We start from the raw sequence: 19,432 nt of genomic DNA, 5'->3' as shown, positions 1-19,432 counted from the left end.
GCTTTTGCCCAGTGTAAGCCAAGCGTGTCTTGCGCCGCATTCTTAAGCAAGTCTTTATCTCACATCTTTATTTTATGGGGGCGTGAGAGTTCGCTTGCTGCGCTCACTCACATCACTGCGTTAATTCAAAATCTTCCAGCGGTAGACGCCCAGAAAGTTGGGATTGCTGCTGGCCGGATGAAAGGCCCGCTCGGCGTATCTCAGCAAGCTCTGTACGGTCAGCAGCCGCACCTCGCCGCCCTCGGCTGGGCTGGCCCCGGTGTGGTAGACGACGTTGCCGCCGCCCAAGTACACCATGCTGTGATACGAGCGCAAGTCAGGCCGAATAAAAATCAGCAGGTCGCCGCGTTTGGCCGCCGCCATCTCCCGAGAAACCCTGACCATCGAATAGTTTGCGAGGTACTGCACCCCCGTGCGCCCGACCAGCTTGCCCGCCTCGATGTCGCCCACCTGATAAGCCCCGCCCGCTGTGCGGAACACCGAGCGGCTGATGATCGGCAGTGGGTACCCGAAAGCCTGCACGTCGCCTGATTGGGGACGCGGCAAAAACTTGAATTTGGAGCGCCACGCGGCGTTGTGTGGCATCAGGGCATTGATAAAAGCGTAGCGCAGCAGCCCGCCGCAGTCGCGGTCAGCGGGCAGCCAGTCTTTGTTCATGCCGTAATACTGGCTCTGGGCAATGGAGGCAAACCAATCGGCGAAGCGCTCACGGTCTTGGCCCACCAGTTCGGCGGCGTCAGGGTAACCGTCGCGGTCAGAGTCGGCCACGCTGCTCACGGAAAGCGGCGCTGTACCGGTAAAAATGGGGTCGGCAGCACTGACCCAGCCGCCCAAACCGAGCAGTAAACCGAGCCAACACATCGGCCAAAGTTGGTCCCGCAGACGCTGAATCACCCGGCCATTATGCCTTTTTGCTCGGCCAGCGGCGGCTGTCTGGCTTTGCGAGATAGTGCAGTGGTGAAGCCGTATTGGTTAGAATATATATAAACGTACGCCTAACGGTACGCACGGCCCTTCCTTATCCCGTAAAGCTTTCTAGATCACCATCCACCGTACCCGTTTTTCCCTTTCACTTCGCCACAAACTGGTAGACCGTTCCTGATCCGTAATCGGCCAAATACAACTCACCTGCCTCGCTCTCACCAAAAGTCGCGATGCTCAATTCGGTGTCCAGCACTTTGTTGGTCTTCCACTTTGCGCCGCTTGGTGCGGCGGCCCAGATGGTGCCGCTGCCAAAATCGCCATAGATATACTGACCGCGCAGGGCTGGTAAAACTTGGCCCCGGTAAACATAACCGCCCGTTACCGAGTTGCCCTGGGTGTGGTCATAACTCAGGATAGGGTCTTGTAACTTCGTTTTGGCTGAGTTGCAGTTGGAAGCGGGCTGATAACAAGCGGCAGCTTCCTTCAAACGCCAGCCGTAATTCTCACCGCCCGCACTGCCTTTTGGAAGAAAGTTGATTTCTTCGTATTTATTTTGGCCCACATCGGCGATCAGTAATCCGGCCGAGCTGAAGCTGAAGCGCCAAGGATTGCGCAGCCCGTAAGCAAAAATCTCTCCGCGTGCTCCAGCTGTGTTGACAAATGGATTGTCTTTAGGAACGGTGTAGCTTCCACCGCGCACGTCCAGCCGCAAGAGTTTGCCGAGTAGACTTCCCAAATTCTGGGCATTGTTCTGTGGATCGCCGCCGCTGCCGCCGTCGCCCATGCCAATGTAGAGAAAGCCGTCTGGTCCAAAGGCGAGCTGCCCGCCGTTGTGATTACTGTACGGTTGCTTGATGGTGAGCAGCACTTTGGCTGAAGCGGGACTCACTTTGCCACTCACGGCGGTATACCGCGCAATAACAGTGTCGCCGTTGAGGTTGGTGTAGTCCACGAAAAGTCTGCCGTTCTGACTAAATTTGGGATCGAAAGCCAGTCCCAGTAGGCCGCGCTCACCGCCTGCACGGGTCAAGCTGCGTACGTCTAAGAAAGGTTGCGCTTCGACTTGAGTGCCGCGCAGCACCTTCACCAGTCCACCTTGTTCAACCACGAACAGCCGCCCTGAACCGTCCGCAGCGTTGGTGATACTGGTGGGGCGCTCAAATCCGCTGCCGACTTTGAGAAGTTGGACTTGACTACCGTTCTGTGCCAAGGCTGATGCGGCAGCGAGTGCGGCGACCAGAAGACAGCCGCGCTGCCAGTACGAGGTTTGTTTATTCATTCTACCCAGCTTGACAGCTTGGGGATTAGATGTCGGTTTCGGGAAATACCTTCGTCTGTGCTTTCCATGCTTTTGATAAGTGTTATTATCAAAAGCAATGAGTGATCCTGATCTCTGGCCTGAACTTCAAGCAGATCGTTCTTCTTCATCTTTCAGTCTGGTGTTATTGGAAACTGGGCCGTTGAGTCAGGCTCGGCTGTGGCTGGAGCCGGAGCAGCGTCGCCGCGACGCGGTGCGGGCTGCCCGTGACCGCGATCTGGTGAGCCTATGGTCACTGACGGTGGCCCATCACACTTTGCACAGCACCCAAGGCAGTCGCCACACCCTGCGAACTTACCGCAATGGCCTGCGTTTCTGGCTGCTGTTCACTGAACGGCACGCGGTGGGGTTGCTGCGCCCTAAAGCTGATCAAGGCTCATTGTTTGCCCGTGAACTCGAAGCCGGATTGTTGGTGCTTGAGCGGGAGCGTAAAACTAAAGCGGACGCCAAGTTGGGAACCAGCCGCCCCGCGCCAGCGTCTGGGCCGCGCCCGCTGTCTACTTCCTCGGTCAATGTTTACTTGGCTGGAGCGCGGGCTTTATACCGGGCGCTGCGCTGGGCGGATGCCACTGACGCCGACCCTTTCCGCGATGTGAAGGTCAAGGCCGATCAAGTGGCCCGCTGGGATAAACGCTTTCCGTACCCGCAACTTACCATCGAAGTGCTGCTGCAAACCGGCGACGCTCGACACCGTGTGACCGTTCTCCTCGGTGCACATGCTGGACTGCGGGCTTCAGAGATGGTCAAGCTCAAATGGAGTGATGTAGAACTTGAAGCCAGTCGCTTACAGGTACTGGGCAAGGGCAATAAGCGGCGTTGGGTCAGTCTCTCGGCTTCACTCAAGCGGGCCCTCTTGGAGCGGCGAGTCGAATCGGCTGACCTTTTTGTTGTTGGCGGTACACCTGAAGCGGCTCGTTTACGTCTGCGCCGCATTTGCTTGCGGACGAATGTTCCTTTTTTATCTCTTCACGCTCTGCGTCACAGCGCGGGCACCCGCCTCGTAAAATCGGGGCGTTCGCTGCAAGATGTGGCTCGCCATCTAGGACACGCTTCGGTGGCGACGGCGGAGATTTATGCCAAATGGGCGGATGAGGGGCTTAAGAATGAGCTGGAGAACTGGTGAGAGGGGAATGTATCGGCCACTATTATATATATTCTTTATTGCCTGCTATTAGCATTTAAGACTAAGACTCCGTGAAGCGCTCCGAGTTGGACGGGGTTCTCAGAAGCGTCACAGTGCAGGTGGACAAAGCTATTGAGGAGGAACAAATATGCAACTGCTCGGCGTGATTGAAGGCTTTTATGGCCGCCCCTGGACGGCGTTTCAGCGCTCTCGGCTGCTCGGCTGGATGCAGGGCTGGAGCATGAACACTTACCTCTACGCACCTAAAGATGATTTGTACCACCGTGCCCGCTGGCGTGAGGCGTACCCCGAGACCGAGCGGCTTTCGCTGGGTGAACTTGTCAAGGCGGCCCAGCAGCGCGGCGTGCACTTTGTCTACGCGCTGGCTCCGGGCCTTGATCTCAACTGGCAAGATGAAGCTGATCGGGCCGCGCTGCTGAGCAAAATGGACTCCATGGTTTCTTTGGGCGTGCGCGACTTTGCCCTGCTATTTGACGACATTCCTAATCAGGCCGACCGGGCCGCGCAGGCCGCCGAGCAGGTGGACATCACGCACACGCTTCGCCAGCATTTACGGGCGCAGGGAATAGACGGCCTGTTTTTGTTTTGCCCCACCGAATACTGCGGCGAGATGGCCCAGCCCTCGGTGGCCGAGTCGCCGTATCTGCGCGAGGTGGCCCGCTTAGACGGCGGCACCGAAGTGCTGTGGACAGGGCCGCTGATCGTCTCGCCGCACATCAGCGCCGAGTCGGTGCGCGAAGTGGCGCAAGTGTTGGGGCGTAAGCCGCTGATTTGGGACAACTTACACGTCAGCGATTACACCATTCACCGCCTGCACTTGGGGCCATACGGCGGCAGACTGCCAGAGCTGCGGGGCGAAGTCTCGGGCATTTTGTCAAATCCTAATACCCCCTTCGAGCCGAATTTTGCGGGCCTGCACAGTTTGGCCGATTACGCGGCGGGCGGCGCGGAGTGGGACGCCGAAGAATCGGGCGAGCGGGCACTGAAAGCTTGGCTGCCGGAGTTTGGCCCCGGTGCCGAGCTGGGCGACCTGCGCCTCTTGGCCGACACCCTCTTTTTGCCGCACCGATTGGGGCCACGTGCGGAGATGCTGCTCAGAGCCGCCGAGCAACTGACTCTGGACTCAGGCCAAGCCGACGCTTTGGCCCAGTTACAAGCCGGGCGAGCCGCTTACCGCCGCTTGCTCAGCGCTTTAGAAAAAGGCAGCAACCGCGAGCTGCTGTTTGATTTGCACCCCTACTTGGTGGATCTCAACGAAGAACTTACCCGCTTGATCCGGGACGCCCAGGACGCCGCCTCAGGCAACGCCCCGTCGGCGCGGCCTTACCGGGGCGGGTTGGCCGACAAGCTGCTGGAGCTGGGGCGCGGGCGGGAGCTGAGTTAAGGTTCATCCATTCCGTTTGCCCTTTGCGCTGCGCTGGCCTCCCCCGTGCTGTTGCGGCTGACTACACCGGCCATCCTGGGGGGTACTCGGCTGTCCCCTCTAAACCACTCCATCCTTCGGCGGCCTTTTCAACGTTCCAAACACTTATAACGACGTCAACGCTAGCGGCAACGTCGGCGGACGTATTATGCTGCTGAACATCAACTCCCCACCCAAGAAAGCGCGTCGTCACTCGGCAGTGGAGAGCGGTCACGCGGCGGCGTTTCCTTTCCATTTTTTGCGGAGGTTTGTTGTGCTGCGGTCCTCCAGGCGGGCTGCGGTTGGAGGCCGAACCATGAATTATCTGCTTCGCAAGTTTGGGATACTGGTACTGACGCTGTGGATTGCGGCCACGCTCAATTTCATTTTGCCGCGCCTCGTTCCCGGCGATCCGGTGGGCGCAATGATGGCCAGGTATCAGGGCCAGCTCAGCCCAGCTGCCGCCGACGCGCTGCGGCTGGCTTACGGCCTCAACGATCAGGGCAACATTTTCGCGCAGTATTTTCACTACCTCGGCAATCTGCTGCGCGGGGATTTTGGCCGCTCGATGAGCCAGTTTCCCACGCCCGTCATCGACGTGGTGGCGCAGGCCGCGCCGTGGACGATTGGATTGATCGGCGTGACCACCGTCATCTCCTTTTTGCTGGGCAGCGGGCTGGGCCTTTACAGCGCTTGGAAGCGCGGCCATCCGCTGGCCGACTGGATGCCGCCGGTGGCGCTGTTTCTCAATTCGGTGCCGTATTTCTGGTTGGGGCTGGTGCTGCTGTATCTCTTCGCCCTCAAATCGAGCGTCTTTCCGCTCAGCGGCAACTTAGATCCGTTTATCGGGGACGCTTGGACGGCCAAATGGTGGGGCTCGATGCTGCGCCACGCCGCCCTTCCCGCCGTCACCATCATCGTGACGGCGGCGGGCGGCTGGCTGATGACCATGCGCAACAACGTGATGGGCGTGATGGGCGAGGATTATCTGGCGTTTGCCCGCGCCAAGGGCCTCAGCGAAGGCCGCATCGTCAACCGTTACGTTCTCAAAAATGCCCTGCTGCCCAGCTTAACCGGCTTCGGGATGGCGCTGGGCTTCGTGGTGGGCGGCTCAATTCTGGTCGAGACGGTCTTCAGCTATCCGGGCCTGGGGTTTTACCTTTACAGCGCGGTGGCCGCCGTGGATTACCCACTGATGCAGGCCATTTTCCTGCTGATCGCGGCCGCCGTGCTGATCGCCAATTTTATCGTGGACATGCTGTATGCCGTGCTCGATCCCCGCGTCCGGGACGGCCAGGAATGAGGGAGAACCCGGTGAACAGGAAAAACACATGACCGCGATTCCGATTGTTAGGCTGACGCCGCTGGCGTGGCTGCGGGCTGGCCCACTCGGTGTAATTTGGCGCTCACCGCGTGCCACCACTGGCGCGACCATCATCCTGGTGATGCTGGTGCTGGGGCTGCTGGCTCCACTCATCAGCAGCTACGACCCGAGTCGGGGCACCTTCGATCCGTGGATCAAGCCCGGCGTAGGCCACCTGCTCGGCACCACTGCGCTGGGCCAAGACATCTTTACCCAACTGCTCTACGGCGCTCGGCTGACACTGCTGATCGGCGTCGCGTCGGGGGTCATCTCCACGGCCATCGGCACGGCGCTGGGGCTGAGCGCCGCGTATTACGGGGGCCGCACAGGTGAGGTCATCAACACCATCACCAACGTCTTTTTGGTGTTGCCGGGGCTGCCACTGCTGATTATCGTCAGCGCTTTTTTGCGCGGCGGGGGCATCTGGGCCATTATTTTGGTCATCTCGCTGACCGGCTGGCCCTGGGGAGCGCGGGTGCTGAGATCGCAGGCACTGACGCTGCGCAACCGCGACTTTATTCACGCCGCCGTGTCGACTGGCGAAAGCCCGGCTCGCATCATCTTCAAAGAAATGCTGCCGAATCTGGCGGGCATCATCGCCGCCAACTTCTTCGGCACCGCTCTTTACGCCGTACTCAGTGAAGCGGCGCTGTCGTTTATCGGCATTGGGGACGTCAGTAAAGTCACCTGGGGCACCATGCTCTACTGGGCGCAGGCCAAAAACGCGCTGCTGCAGGGCGCGTGGTGGTGGGTGGCGGCTCCGGGTCTGGGCATTTCAATTCTGGGCATGGCCTTCGCCTTCCTGAATTTCGGCGTTGACGAGATCAGTAATCCCAAATCTAACCAGCTGGGCAAGGCCACCAAGGTGCTGCGCCGCAAGTCGGTGGCCAAAGTGGTGGACGCCAGCACCCTCCCGCTGCTGTCTATTCAGCACCTCGACGCCGGATACCTGACGCCCAGCGGCCCGGTGCGGGCGGTACGCGACGTGTCACTGGACGTGGCTCCCGGCGAGTTTCTGGGGCTGGCGGGCGAATCCGGCTGCGGCAAAAGTACGCTGGCCTTTGCCGCAACCAGGTTGCTCGACGCTCCTGGCGCAGTTTTTGGCGGTGAGGCACGGCTCTCAGGACAAGACCTGCTCTCGCTGACGCCCGAAGAACTGCGCCGCGTCCGTTGGAAGGAGTACAGCTTGGTGTTTCAGGCGTCCATGAACATCCTCAATCCGGTCATTAAAATTCGGGAACAGGTCTACGACGCCATGCAGGCGCACGGCGTTCACGACAAAGCCAAGCTAGAAGCCCGCGCCAGAGAACTGTTCGAGCTGGTCGGCATCCGGCCCGATTACCTCGACGCCTTTCCGCACCAACTTTCCGGCGGCATGAAACAGCGGGTCGTCATCGCCATCGCGCTGGCCTTGGAGCCCAAGCTGGTGGTCATGGACGAGCCGACCACCGCCCTCGACGTGGTGGTACAGCGCCAGATTTTGCAGGAGATCAATGAGGTGCGCCGCCGACTGGGCATCAGCATTATTTTCATCACCCATGATCTGAGCTTGTTGGTCGAGATGAGTGACCGCATCGCCATCATGTACGCGGGCGAGGTGGTGGAAGAAGCCCCAGCCCAGGAGATCTACACCGCCGCCAAGCATCCTTACACCCAGCGCTTGATGACCGCCTTTCCGCCGCTGTCAGGCCAGCGCGAGCGGCGCGGGGGCATTCCGGGCCGCCCGCCTTCGCTGGCGCAAGACACCCCCGGCTGCCCCTTTTATGAGCGCTGCACCGTGCATATTCCCGGCACTTGTGACGTAAAAAAGCCCGCCAACGTCAATCTTTCTAAAGAAGGCGAACCTGTCCACCGCGTCGCCTGCTTCCTACACTCGCCCGCCATCAAACCCGCGATGTACGATGAGGAACATGCCCTTGCCAGCGACTGAGATGGATCTCCCCGCTCCTTACGTCGGCGGCGTGCCCGCTCTTGAACTGAGCGGCCTGACCAAAGTCTTTTCGGTGGGGCGCGGCGGCAAGAAAGTCACCGCCGTCAACAATGTCAGCCTCAGCATCGGGCGCGGCGAGGTGCTGGCTTTGGTGGGCGAATCGGGATCGGGCAAGAGCACCATCGCCCGCTTGATTGCCCACCTGTACGAACCCAGCAGCGGCAGCATGAAACTCAGCGGCCAGCCGGTGCCCAACAATCTTAAAGGCGCGGCGCTGACCAAGTTCCGCAAGCACGTTCAGATGATCTTTCAAGACCCGTACGGCAGCCTCAACGGACTGAACACCATCGGCTACATCCTCTCGCGGCCACTGATCATTCACGGGATCGCCAAGGGCAAAGACGTCTCGCCGCAGGTCAACAGCTTGCTTGACCGGGTGGGCCTCGCGCCGGGAGCAGCTTGGGCCGCCAAGAAACCGCACGAACTTTCCGGTGGGCAGCGCCAGCGCGTGGTGATCGCCCGCGCTCTGGCGGCCCGGCCCGAACTGATTTTGGCCGACGAGCCGACCTCAGCGCTCGACGTGTCCATCCGGCTCGACATCATGAATCTGCTGCTCGATCTCAAAGATCAGGAAGGCTTGAGTATGCTGTTTATTACGCATGACCTGGCGGGCGCACGCTATATGGCCGATAGGGTGTCAGTGATGTACACCGGCTACATCGTGGAAATCGGACTGTCTCCGCAGGTGATCGACGCGCCGCAGCATCCGTATACCCAACTGCTCAGGAGCGCCGCGCCCAAGCCCGACGAGGCCATGCACCCCGAAAGAGTGGAAACACGCGGCGAAGTGCCCGACCTCTCCAACTTGCCGCCCGGCTGCCCCTTCGAGCCGAGATGCCCACACGCCCGCGCCGCTTGCCGTGACGGGCTACCCAAGATGTACGACGTGGGGCCGGATCATCAGGCCCGCTGCATTTTGCACGATCCGGCGCTGGCCGCGCAGCCGCTCCTGCGTCCTGACGCCGCTGTATCCTGACAACCTAGACACGCCCGGCGTTTGAGCTTGATTCTTCATGCAGACCGACCATTCGCGCTTGGCCATTCTTCCGAGTGGTTGAGCTTTTTCTTTATTCTTCAGAGGTATTTCATGACCACCCCCGATCTCGGCACCCTCTTAGACCAACTCACCCTAGACGAACAGATCAGCTTGCTCGCCGGAGCCGACGCTTGGCGCACGGTGGGCATTGCCCGCTTGAGCATTCCCGCCCTCAAAGTCAGCGACGGTCCGGCTGGGGTGCGCGGCGGCGGAGCTTTGGTGGGCGGCACGCCGACGGCGGCGTTTCCAGTGGGTATTTCGCTCGGCAGCACCTGGAACGTGGAGTTGCTGCGCGAGGTGGGCGTCTCGCTGGCCCGCGAAGCCCACGACAAAGGTGCGGGCGTGCTGCTGGCTCCGACCATCAATTTATTCCGATCCACCCTCAATGGCCGCAACTTCGAGAGCTACGCCGAAGACCCCTTCCTGACCGGCAAACTCGCCACCGCTTACGTGCAGGGGCTGCAATCCGGCGGCGTGTCGGCCACCGTCAAGCACTTTGTCGGCAACGAATCGGAATATCAGCGCAACTCCATCAGCTCCGACATTCCCGAACGCGCTCTGCGGGAGTTGTACCTGCGGCCCTTTGAGATGGTGGTTAAAGACGCCCAGCCGTGGGCGATCATGAGCAGTTACAACAAAGTGAACGGCACCTATGTCAGCGAGTCTCCGCGCCTGCTGAGTGAGATTTTGCGTAACGAGTGGGGATTTGACGGCCTGATCATGTCGGATTGGGGCGGCACTTACAGCTCCGGCGAATCGCTGCGGGCGGGCCTCGATCTGGAAATGCCGGGGCCGAGCCGCGCCCGCACCCATTTGCTAGAAGAAGCCCAAAATGACCCCATCACCCGTCAAGCGGTGCACAGGGCAGCGGGCGAAGTCTTGCGCCTCATTGAGCGCACTGGAACTTTCGCCCACCCCCGCGACGTGAGCGAAGCCGCTGAGAAAGGCGAGGAGCGCCCGGACACCCGCGCCCTGATTCGCCGCGCCGGAGCAGAGGGCACCGTTTTGCTCAAAAATACGGATGGTCTCTTGCCGCTGCCAGCGGGCGCGACTGTCGCCGTGATCGGCCCGAATGCCGCGCAGGCGCAGGTGATGGGCGGCGGCAGCGCCCAGATGCAAGCCCACCGCGAAGTCTCACCGCTGGAAGGCTTGAGGGCGGCGCTGGGCCAGAACAAGGTGACTTACGCCGTAGGCTGCGACAATGCCCGCTTTTTGCCCGCGCTGGACGCGGCGATTGAGCTTGAGTATCTCAGCGCGGACGGTCAGGTCATTGCCACCGAGCAAAGACGGGGCAGCGAAGTGATGTGGTTTGCTTTGCCTGAAGGCGTCAGCGCCGACTCGCTGCACGTTCGCCTGAACCTGACCCTGAACGCCCCAGATGCGGGTGACTACGATCTGAGTCTTTACAGCGCGGGCCTGAGCCGACTGAGTGTGAACGGCGAGGAAGTCATCGACAACTGGACGAACTGGCAAGCGGGCGACACCTATTTCACGATGGGCAGCGACGAGGTGCGGGCCAGCCGTTTTCTGAGCGCGGGCGAGCACCGTGCGGTCATCGAATTTAGCCCCAAAGCAGCCGAGAACAGCGTCGCTTCTTTTAGCGCCGTGCGGCTGGGGTTCCGCGCCCCACTGCCGGAAACAGCTTTTGCCAAGGCCGTCCGGATTGCGGGCGAGGCCGAGTACGCGGTGGTGTGTGTCGGCACCACTGGCGAGTGGGAAACCGAGGGCGTAGACCGCTGGGGGCTGGACTTGCCGGGTCAGCAAAACGAACTCATCAGCGCCGTGCTGGCCGCTAACCCGCGCACGGTGGTGCTGCTGCAAACCGGCGGGCCCGTTTTGATGCCCTGGCTGGACGCCGTGCCCGCCCTGCTGCAAGGCTGGTTTCCCGGTCAGGAAGCCGGGCACGCCTTCGCCGACGTGCTGCTGGGAATAGCCGATCCGGGCGGGCGATTGCCGCAAACGTTTGTGGCCCGCCTCAGCGACGACCCGACCCATCCTGAAACGCCGGACTTGCAGTATCCTGGCGAAAACGGCCACGTGGACTACCAGGAAGGGCTGTTTATCGGCTACCGCCACGCCGACAAAGCGGGCACGACGCCGCTGTTTGCCTTTGGCTCCGGGCTGAGCTACACGACCTTTGAACTCTCGGACGCGGCCCTAAGCGCCGAGCAGCTTGAGCCGGGTGAGTCTGTCAGCGTCAGCGTGACGGTTCGCAACACCGGAGAGCGCTCTGGGCAAACGGTGGTGCAGCTCTACCTGCGTGATGTCGCCGCCAGCTTGGAGCGGCCCAGCAAGGAACTCAAAGGATTTGCCAAAGTTAGCTTGCCCGCAGGCGAAAGCCAAACCGTGACGCTGAAGCTGGATATGCGCTCGCTGGCCTACTTTGACGACACTCAAAACGCTTGGGTGGCCGAAGCGGGCGACTTCGAGATTTTGTTGGGCCAGAGCAGCGCCGAGTTGCCGATCAAGCTGAAGCTGAAATTGAGTAAGGACTGGAGCGCCCAGCCCTAACTGGGTGGCCGTCCGGGGCGCGGCCAGATCAAACGGCTTGGGGGACTATCCCAAATACTGAGGGGAGAAATCGGAGCAGTTGCGCTCCGATTTCTCCCCTATTTTTATCTGTATTCAGGGCCGAACTTTGAATCCTCTCCCCTGCTCCGTCAGTATTCGTACACGCCGAACTCGGCTTTGAGGGCTTCGGTTTGCTTGAAGTGGTCACCCTTCCATGCTCTGGCAACCAGCACGATCATCAGCGAGGTGACGCTGACAAACGGCGCAACCGAAGCGGCGGCTTCAGAACCTTGGGTGGGCAGGCGCAGGCAGTGACGGGCCAACTTACCGAGCGGCGAAGCGCCCTGATCGGTCAGCAGCAGCACCGTGACACCGCGCTCGTGCAGGGCGGTGACGACTTGGGTGGTGGCGCGGCTGTAGCGCCGCAGGGTGTAGACCAGCACGGCGTCTTCAGCCGTCAGTTCGAGGAACTGCTCGGGGCGGCTGAGCAGCAGATCGGCGGAGTGCGCTTCGACGCGTGGCCGAAACGAAGACAACAGCGCTTCGGCCATCAGCGCCAGACCGTATGAGGAGCGGGCACCCACGATCCAGACCCGGCGGGCCTGCGCGATGGCCTGCGCGAAAAGGAGCAGTTGCTGCTCTGGCAGCGCCGCAAGATTCTCCAGATTGGCGCGTTCGCTGGCCCAAAAATCAGCGACGACGGCGTTTTGAGGCCCCGGCTGTTTGAGGCCGAGGGTGGCCCGGAGGTCATGGCGCACCGTCTTTTGGAAGTGCGGATAGCCGTCGTAGCCGACCCGCTGGCTAAAACGGGTGATGGCCGCGCCGCTGATGCCCAAGCGCCCGGCCAATTCACCCGCACTCAAAAACGGCACTTCCTCGGCGTGGTCAATACAAAAGCGGGCGACGCGCTGATCCCGCTGGCTCAGCTCCTCTACTCCGGCACGGAGGCGCTCGACCGCCGAACCCATTGGAGCGCTGGCAAGGCTTGTCATGGCATCAGCATACCGAGAAAGCTCAACCGGCACGCCCCGAAGTCGCCGCCCCCGGCCCGTAGAGCCGCATGCCCGGCAAGGCCCCCGTGTGCTGACCGTCATTCAAGGTCTGCACGCCGTTGACCCACACGCCCTGCACGCCCACCGAGAGGTTATTGGACTCGGCGTAGGTGGCTTTGTCTTGGATGGTCGCCGGATCAAAAATTACCACATCGGCGTAAGCGCCTCCCCGCAACTCTCCCCTGTCTTTGAGGCGCAGGTGCTCGGCGGGCAGGCTGGTCATGCGGCGCACGCCTTCTTCGAGACTCAGCAGACCTTGCTCACGCACGTAGTGGCTCAGCAAGCGGGTGAAATTGCCCAGCGCCCGGGGGTGGCCGCCTGCCGCTGCAGCTTGAGCGTCCCACGCGCCCACACCGGGGTAGCCGTAGAGCGTTTCGGCCAGCACCGCGCCTTGCAGCAGGCCCGAGACGCTCAGGCTGATGAGGGTGGCGACCGGCAACATGGCGTTGCGGCGGGCGTGCTTATGGATCACGACTCTCTCGGTAATGCCCTTGGCGCGGGCGGTGCGGATGTAATCGCTGTGCAGCGCCTCGATCATGCTGGCGCGGGTGCCTTTAATCAGCGCTGGAATGCCGACCACCAGCAAGGTAAAGGAAGGCAAAATCAGGTGCTTGAGGCCGTCCCAGAAGACGTCCAGCCGCCCGCTCAGCGGGGCGTCTATTGTCACCAGGCCGGTGACGTGGCGCACGCTGCCGGTCATCAGCAAAAGAGCGCTGTCGTTGCTGATGTTGCCGGTGCCGGGCAGCCAGTCCAGCGCGCCGTAAAAGATCACCAGCAGCCAGACGCCCAGCACAAAACTGGGAATGCTGTAGCCCAGCACGGCGATGATCCGGATCACGGCGTCGGGCAGGCGGTTGCGGTGAACGGCGGCCTGCCCGCCCAGCCAGATCCCCACCCACACCAGCGGAATAAGCGTAAAGAGGGTCAGCTCCAGGGTGGCGGGAAAGCGGGCCAGCAGCGTGGCGGTCACCGGCTGCCCACTGGTGCGTGAGAAGCCCAGGTTGCCGCTGAGCGCCTGTCCCAGCCACAACCCGTACTGCTCAAAGACGCTGCCGTCGAGGTGGTTGGTCTTGATGATCTCCTGCACGCGGTCCAGTTGCTGCAAGTTGGTGGTAAAGGCCACCGCCCGCTGCTCCGGCGGGATGAGCTGCATCACCAGCACAATCAGAAACGTTACCGCCAGCATGATCAGCGGCAGCGCCAGCACGCGGCGGATAACGAAGTTCAGCATTCGGCTCCGCGTTCAAATAAATAATGTTCGCGGCTGAGGCTCACGTCTGTCAGGCTGTAGCCTTCCGAAAAGAGTCGGGTGAACAGCGGGCCGGTTTTAAGCCGCCAGCCCAGTGCCTGCGCCTGATCTTCGCGCAGCAAGCGGTAAAAGTCTTTCGGAATGCTAACGGCGAGCTGCTCTGGCAAGGTGGCGGGCAACTTGTCCTTGAGGGGATCAAAGGCTTGAGCGGGCCAGACTTCAGTGACTTGTCCAGTCAGATGCGCCCTTGTACGTTCACTGTCCAGTACCCACTCGGCTTCAAACCTATCTGAGGGCGCTCCCGCGTTGATGCCGCCCATCTGGCCGTAGTAGTTGGGTAAGAAGGTGCCGACCACCGCGCCCAGCCGGTGAATATTGAGGTGAGCATTGACGAGCAGGAGCGGGTCGAACGTCCAGCGAATCATCTGAATGCCGCGTTCCAAACACCACTCGCGCTGAAAACGCTTGAGTTTCTCACCCAGATGCTGCTTGCGGGCGCTCGGATGCACGCCGAGGCGGTGCGAGTGCTGGGTGCCGGCGTCTTTGGTGGGCAAACCGACCAGATACGCCCAGATTTGCCCGTCTCCGTCTACCGCGCCCGCCACCAGACCGCCGATATGCTGCACCGCCAGCAGCAAGCCGGGGTCTTCCGGATGGTCGCCCTCACCCCAGACAGCCCGTGCCAGGGGCGGCGTGAGGGCGAGTTCGCCCAGCCCACTCAGCTCCCGAATATGCAGGGCGGCGGGCGGATTCAAGGTACGACTGTTCAAGGTACGGCTGGCGCGGCGGAAGTGCGCTGCGGTTTTACGTCCACCTTCATCTGTGTCAGCGTGTCTAAAAACGGCAAGTCCAGCGTGACGCCGATGCCCGCACCCCCCGGAACGGGCATCATGCCGCCCGACGTTTCCAGCGGTTCATGAACAATGTCGCGTGCCCAGTACCGCGAGGAACTGCTGGTGTCGCCGGGCTTGGTGAAGTTTTCCAGTGTGGCGAGGTGGATGTTGTGCGCTCTGCCGATTCCGCTTTCCAGCATCCCGCCGCACCACACCGGAGCGCTGAATGCAGCGGCCACGTCGTGAATCCGCCGCGCTTCCAAGTGACCGCCGACCCGTCCGACTTTGATGTTGATCAGGCGGCAAGCAGCCATTTCCAGCGCCTTGCGGGTGTCCTGTGCCGAGGTGATGCACTCGTCTAAGCACAGCGGCGTCTGCATCAGGGCTTGCAACTTGGCGTGGTCGCGCATGTCGTCCCAGGCCAGTGGCTGCTCGATGTAATCGAGGCCGAGTGTATCGAGTTCGCGCAGGGTGTTGATCTGCCCCAGCGAGTACGCGGCATTGGCGTCCACCGTGACCGGCAAGTCACCCAGTGCCGCCTTGACCGCCCGCACCATTTTAACGTCCCAGCCCGGCTGAATCTTGAGTTTGATGCGCTTGTAGCCCTGCTCGGCGTGGCGCACGGCAGAGTCCACGGTGGCCTCGATGCTCGGCTGGATGCCCAGCGACACGCCCACCGCCACCTCGTTTCTGACGCCGCCCAGCACGGTAGAGAGCGGCAGCCCCAGACTCTTGGCCCACAAATCCCAGAAGGCCATTTCGACGGACGCCAGCGCCATCCGGTTGCCGCGGATTCCCGATAAATGGCGCATCAGGTGTTCGGGGTTGGCGAAGTCTTGGCCCAGCACGCTCGGCAAAATGGTTTCTTGCAGCAGGGCTAGTGCGCCGCTGGTGGTTTCCTCCCGGAAATCGGGCCGCACGTCCATGACGCCTTCTGACACGCCCTCCAGTCCCTCACCGAAGAGGCGTAGCAGCACGAACGTCTTGCCATTCATCACTCCAAACGAAGTGCGGAAGGGCTTTAGGAGCGGCAGCGAAACGAGGCGAAGCTCGGCGCGGTCAAGTCGCACAGCAGCGACCTAGACAGGGAGGTTTGAGATAAGCTCCAGCACTCACTTGGGCTAACGACACGGCGACTCCTTCTGACTGAATCTTCAAGAGGGCGAACGGTGAAGCGAACTAAACCACGACACGGCCAAAAGGTGGGGGGGCTAAAAATGTATTTTATTTTGCAAATCTTACCCAATTGCAATCTATTTTGCAAGGCGGTGGATTGGTGCCCCGGACTTCGGCGCATGATCGCCGCCCACGCTCCACTGCGCTTGACTTTGGAGCGCCCAGCTCTTAGGCTGGCCTTACCAACACATGTAACGTTTACATCGACGATTTGTCTGTTCCGTCCGCTCTAAACAGCTCACTTTTTCATTCTGAGGGAGGGCCATGCCGAAAACCGAGCCGAGCCCGCGCCCAGCGACGCAAAAAGCGGCCTTGTCAAGTAAGAAAGTGCAAAGTGAGAAGGTGCGCGGTGCGGGGATCCGTGAAGTGGCCAAGCAAGCCGGCGTCTCTATCGCCACCGTGTCCCGCGCCCTCAGTAACGAAGGCGTGGTCAGTCCCCAGACCCGCCAGCGCGTGGTGGAGTGGGCCGCCGCCTTGGACTACAAACCGAGTCCGCTGGGCCGCAACCTCGTGCGCGGGCGCAGCGATTTGGTCGGCCTGATCGTGCCGAACGTGGCTTTTCCGCTTTACGGCGAAATAATTCGGGCCATCGGAGACGTGCTGGGGCGTCACGGCATGAGCATTTTGCTGGCCTCCAGCCACGACGACGAGGCTGCCGAACGCGGCGCGGCCCAGCACCTGCTTAGGCACGCGCTCGACGGCGGGATCGTCATCAATTCGCGCTTGGGCGCACTGCTTCCGTTGCAGCGGCATTCGGGCTGGATTCACGTCGCGCCCGAGGTCAGCGGTTTGCCGCACCGGGTCGAACTCGACAACGAAGCGGGCGGAGCGCTGGCCGCCCACGAACTGCTGGCCTCACAGCGCCGCCGCCTCGCCTACGTGGGCGCGGAGGGCCGCGAGAGTGCCGAGCGCGAGCGCGGCTTTGCGCGGGTGGTGGCCGGGGCCGGACTGACCTACCGCCGCTTCGGGGGCGATTATTCCGAAGTTTCGGGCTTGCGGGCGGGCGAAGCGCTGCTGGGCGGTGCGGTAGGGGGAGGTTCAGGATGGACAAGCTCAGCTGGAAGTACGCCTGCTGGCACGTTCCCCGGCGACACTTTCCCCGATGGCATCTTCGCGGCGGGCGATCTGATGGCCGCCGGGGTGCTGCGCTCGCTGCACCGGCGCGGCCTGAGGGTGCCGCAGCAAGTGGCCGTCATCGGCTTTGACGACGCGGTGATCGCCTCGCTGCTCTACCCGCGCCTGACCAGCATCCGCCAGCCCGCTTACCCGATGGGCGTGGCGGCGGCCAATCTGGCTCTGCGCTTGCTGGAGGGGCAGAGCGGTGGGCCGCTGACCTTTATGCCGGAACTGGTGCGGCGTGAGTCCACTGGGCCGCCCGAATAAGCAGCGCGGGCCAGAGGTGAAGGAGGCGCTCAATTTGCTCTCAAACAAGCAGCTTCCCAGCTTCCTTTCCCCAGCGGGCTAGACATTGACCAGAGATACAGTGTCGGGCGGCCCAAACGCCTATACCTCTAGACATCCACTCGTAAACTTACGGCTTTAGCACCTCCAAAACCCCCACTTCCTCTCGGAGGACACTCATGAAAAACGCCAAAACCTTCGCCAAGTTCGCTCTCGTCCTTACGGCTGCCCTCAGCAGCGCCGCTTACGCCCAAAATCCCAAAAGCACTTTCACGGTGGTCAGAAACGATCCGTGGGGCGCTCAGAATTTCAATCCCTTCTTGCCCAACAGCCAACACCTCTTGCCGACCAACTCGGCCATTTACGAAAGCCTATTTTTCGTCAACAGCCTCAACGGCAAAGTGACGCCGGTACTGGGCACCAAGTACGCTTGGAGCAAAGACAACAAAACCCTGACGGTAACGACCCGCAGCGGCGTGAAATGGACGGACAATCAAGCTTTCAACGCGGACGACGTGGCCTTTACTTTTAACTACATGAAAAAGTATCCGGTACTGGACTTGGCCGGTGTCTGGAAAAACGGCCTGACCAGCGCCAAGGCCGCCAACGCCAACACGGTGGTCTTCACCTTCGACAAAGCCAATACCCCGACTTTTCAGTTTTTGGCGCAGCAACCTATCGTGCCTCAGCACCTGTGGGCCAGCGTCACCGACCCCGGAACCTACACCAACGCCAAGCCCATTGGCACCGGGCCATTCGTGACCGACACTTACAGCCAGCAGGCACTGCGTGTCCTCAAAAACCCCAATTACTGGCTCAAGGGTCAGCCGTACGTGGACGCGGTGGTGTGGCTCTCGACCAGCAGCAACGACGCCGCGCTGTTCAAGTTGATTAAAGGCGACGCCGATTACGGCTACGTGGGCATCTCCGATCCGATTGCGTTTGCCAAGCAAAACAAGAACACCGAGTACTGGTGGCCCACCAACAACGGTAATTTCTTGTACTTCAATACCACCAAAGCGCCGTTTAGCGACGCAGGCTTCCGGCGGGCCGTCTCCAGCGCCATCAACACCAAGGAAGTCGCCCAAAAAGCTTACGCGGGGGCCGTGCCTGCCTCAGCGCCCTCGGCCATCATTCCGGCCCAGCAAGACAAGTGGCTTTCGGCCAGCGACAAGAACATGGGGGGCAAATACAACCCCGCCGCCGCTGACGCCGCCCTCACCGCCGCTGGCTACAAGAAAAACGCCCAGGGCGTGCGCCTCGGCAAAGACGGCAAGCCGCTGCCGAGCTACCGCATTTTGGTGGGCGCGGGCTGGACCGATTTTATTACCATGGCGCAGGTGGTCGGTGACAACCTCAAGCAACTCGGCATCAACACCAGCATTGACCAGCAAGCTTGGGCGGGTTATTCCGGCAGTATGCAGAGCGCCACCTACGACATGGGCATCAGTTGGGGCTGGGGCAACGGCCCGACGCCCTACTACCTCTTTTATCAGTCGTTCGCTCCCGAACTCAGCGCCGCTGCCGGCAAAATTGCGCCCAGCAACTTGTCTCGCTACACCAACCCCGATATCACCAAGGCGCTGCAAACCTTCCGCTCGACCAGCGACTTGGCGACTCAGAAAAAAGCCGTGGCCGTGATGGTCAGCGCCGTGATGAAAGACGCGCCTTGGGTGCCGCTGACCGACCGCACGCAGTTTAACTTGTACAACACCTCGCGCTTTACCGGCTTCCCCACCGCCGCCAATCCCTACAACGACGCCAGCCCCGACGACAGCATCGGCGCACGCCTGATGTACCTCAACGTCAAACCCAAATAAATTTTGACGGATTGAGGCACACGCAACCGACCCAGAAGCAACCGACACCGAAGCCGCTCAGTCCTGCAAACAGGTTGGGCGGCTTTTTCTTCCAGTGCCGAGAACTCAAGGGCCGATCACTCTGGCGTCCGATGTAACGTTTTCATGCTTTACTCGACTCGGCCTTCAACCCATCGGTATTTAACCCAGTGGCTTGCCTACACTCGGCAAAAG

14 protein-coding genes are annotated in these 19,432 nt (G+C 61.3%); 8 read left to right on the top strand and 6 right to left on the bottom strand.

Annotated elements, in window-relative coordinates; genetic code table 11:
- Nucleotides 1-120: 120 nt before the first annotated feature.
- Both FNU79_RS03555 and FNU79_RS03550 read right to left on the bottom strand, forming a co-directional pair.
- The gene (locus tag FNU79_RS03555; protein ID WP_143719523.1) at nucleotides 121-894 is read right to left on the bottom strand and encodes a DUF1175 family protein; all 774 of its coding nucleotides are present in this window, start codon (nucleotides 892-894) and stop codon (nucleotides 121-123) included.
- A gap of 175 nt (nucleotides 895-1,069) precedes the next feature.
- A complete protein-coding gene (locus FNU79_RS03550; protein ID WP_143719522.1) occupies nucleotides 1,070-2,203 on the bottom strand; it encodes a PQQ-dependent sugar dehydrogenase in 1,134 nt (377 codons plus the stop codon).
- A 181-nt stretch (nucleotides 2,204-2,384) separates the two neighbouring features.
- Between FNU79_RS03550 and FNU79_RS03545 the strand changes: the two genes are divergently transcribed.
- The 6 genes from FNU79_RS03545 to FNU79_RS03520 all read left to right on the top strand — a co-directional run bounded on the left by FNU79_RS03545 (nucleotide 2,385) and on the right by FNU79_RS03520 (nucleotide 11,688).
- The gene (locus FNU79_RS03545; protein ID WP_225429853.1) at nucleotides 2,385-3,365 is read left to right on the top strand and encodes a tyrosine-type recombinase/integrase; all 981 of its coding nucleotides are present in this window, start codon (nucleotides 2,385-2,387) and stop codon (nucleotides 3,363-3,365) included.
- A gap of 148 nt (nucleotides 3,366-3,513) precedes the next feature.
- Nucleotides 3,514-4,770, top strand: coding sequence for a beta-N-acetylglucosaminidase domain-containing protein (locus tag FNU79_RS03540; protein ID WP_143719521.1), 1,257 nt, complete (start codon nucleotides 3,514-3,516; stop codon nucleotides 4,768-4,770).
- A gap of 334 nt (nucleotides 4,771-5,104) precedes the next feature.
- On the top strand, nucleotides 5,105-6,091 hold the full coding sequence (locus FNU79_RS03535) for an ABC transporter permease (RefSeq protein WP_143719520.1): 987 nt from the start codon (nucleotides 5,105-5,107) through the stop codon (nucleotides 6,089-6,091).
- A gap of 28 nt (nucleotides 6,092-6,119) precedes the next feature.
- The gene (locus FNU79_RS03530; protein WP_143719519.1) at nucleotides 6,120-8,081 is read left to right on the top strand and encodes a dipeptide/oligopeptide/nickel ABC transporter permease/ATP-binding protein; all 1,962 of its coding nucleotides are present in this window, start codon (nucleotides 6,120-6,122) and stop codon (nucleotides 8,079-8,081) included.
- A complete protein-coding gene (locus tag FNU79_RS03525) occupies nucleotides 8,062-9,117 on the top strand; it encodes an ABC transporter ATP-binding protein (RefSeq protein ID WP_143719518.1) in 1,056 nt (351 codons plus the stop codon). The genes FNU79_RS03530 and FNU79_RS03525 overlap by 20 nt, the downstream gene beginning before the upstream one ends.
- Nucleotides 9,118-9,228: 111 nt before the next feature.
- Entirely contained in the window at nucleotides 9,229-11,688 is a 2,460-nt protein-coding gene (locus tag FNU79_RS03520) for a glycoside hydrolase family 3 C-terminal domain-containing protein (protein ID WP_143719517.1), read from the top strand.
- Between the two features lie 149 nt (nucleotides 11,689-11,837).
- Here the strand turns inward: FNU79_RS03520 and FNU79_RS03515 are convergent, their stop codons facing one another.
- Genes FNU79_RS03515 through menC form a run of 4 tightly spaced genes read right to left on the bottom strand, consistent with a single transcriptional unit; the run spans nucleotide 11,838 to nucleotide 15,892 of the window.
- Complete coding sequence (locus FNU79_RS03515; protein WP_143719516.1) at nucleotides 11,838-12,680, bottom strand: MurR/RpiR family transcriptional regulator; 843 nt, start codon at nucleotides 12,678-12,680, stop codon at nucleotides 11,838-11,840.
- 22 nt (nucleotides 12,681-12,702) lie between these two features.
- Nucleotides 12,703-13,971 (bottom strand): ABC transporter permease, encoded by a 1,269-nt coding sequence (locus FNU79_RS03510; RefSeq protein WP_143719515.1) that lies wholly within the window; start codon nucleotides 13,969-13,971, stop codon nucleotides 12,703-12,705.
- The gene (locus FNU79_RS03505) at nucleotides 13,965-14,744 is read right to left on the bottom strand and encodes a GNAT family N-acetyltransferase (protein WP_143719514.1); all 780 of its coding nucleotides are present in this window, start codon (nucleotides 14,742-14,744) and stop codon (nucleotides 13,965-13,967) included. Before FNU79_RS03505 ends, FNU79_RS03510 begins: the two co-directional genes overlap by 7 nt.
- Before the next feature lie 11 nt (nucleotides 14,745-14,755).
- On the bottom strand, nucleotides 14,756-15,892 hold the full coding sequence (gene menC, locus FNU79_RS03500) for an o-succinylbenzoate synthase (RefSeq protein WP_143719513.1): 1,137 nt from the start codon (nucleotides 15,890-15,892) through the stop codon (nucleotides 14,756-14,758).
- Nucleotides 15,893-16,262: 370 nt separating this feature from the next.
- Between menC and FNU79_RS03495 the strand changes: the two genes are divergently transcribed.
- Complete coding sequence (locus tag FNU79_RS03495) at nucleotides 16,263-17,381, top strand: LacI family DNA-binding transcriptional regulator (protein WP_143719512.1); 1,119 nt, start codon at nucleotides 16,263-16,265, stop codon at nucleotides 17,379-17,381.
- Between the two features lie 197 nt (nucleotides 17,382-17,578).
- Nucleotides 17,579-19,219, top strand: a complete 1,641-nt coding sequence (locus tag FNU79_RS03490; RefSeq protein ID WP_143719511.1) for an ABC transporter substrate-binding protein — start codon at nucleotides 17,579-17,581, stop codon at nucleotides 19,217-19,219.
- The last annotated feature ends 213 nt before the right edge of the window (nucleotides 19,220-19,432 follow it).

Origin of the sequence: Deinococcus detaillensis (genome assembly GCF_007280555.1) — a bacterium.
GTDB classification, from domain to species: Bacteria; Deinococcota; Deinococci; order Deinococcales; family Deinococcaceae; genus Deinococcus; species Deinococcus detaillensis.
The sequence above is the reverse complement of the archived record's forward strand: the minus strand, read 5'-3'. Positions and strand labels throughout refer to the sequence as shown.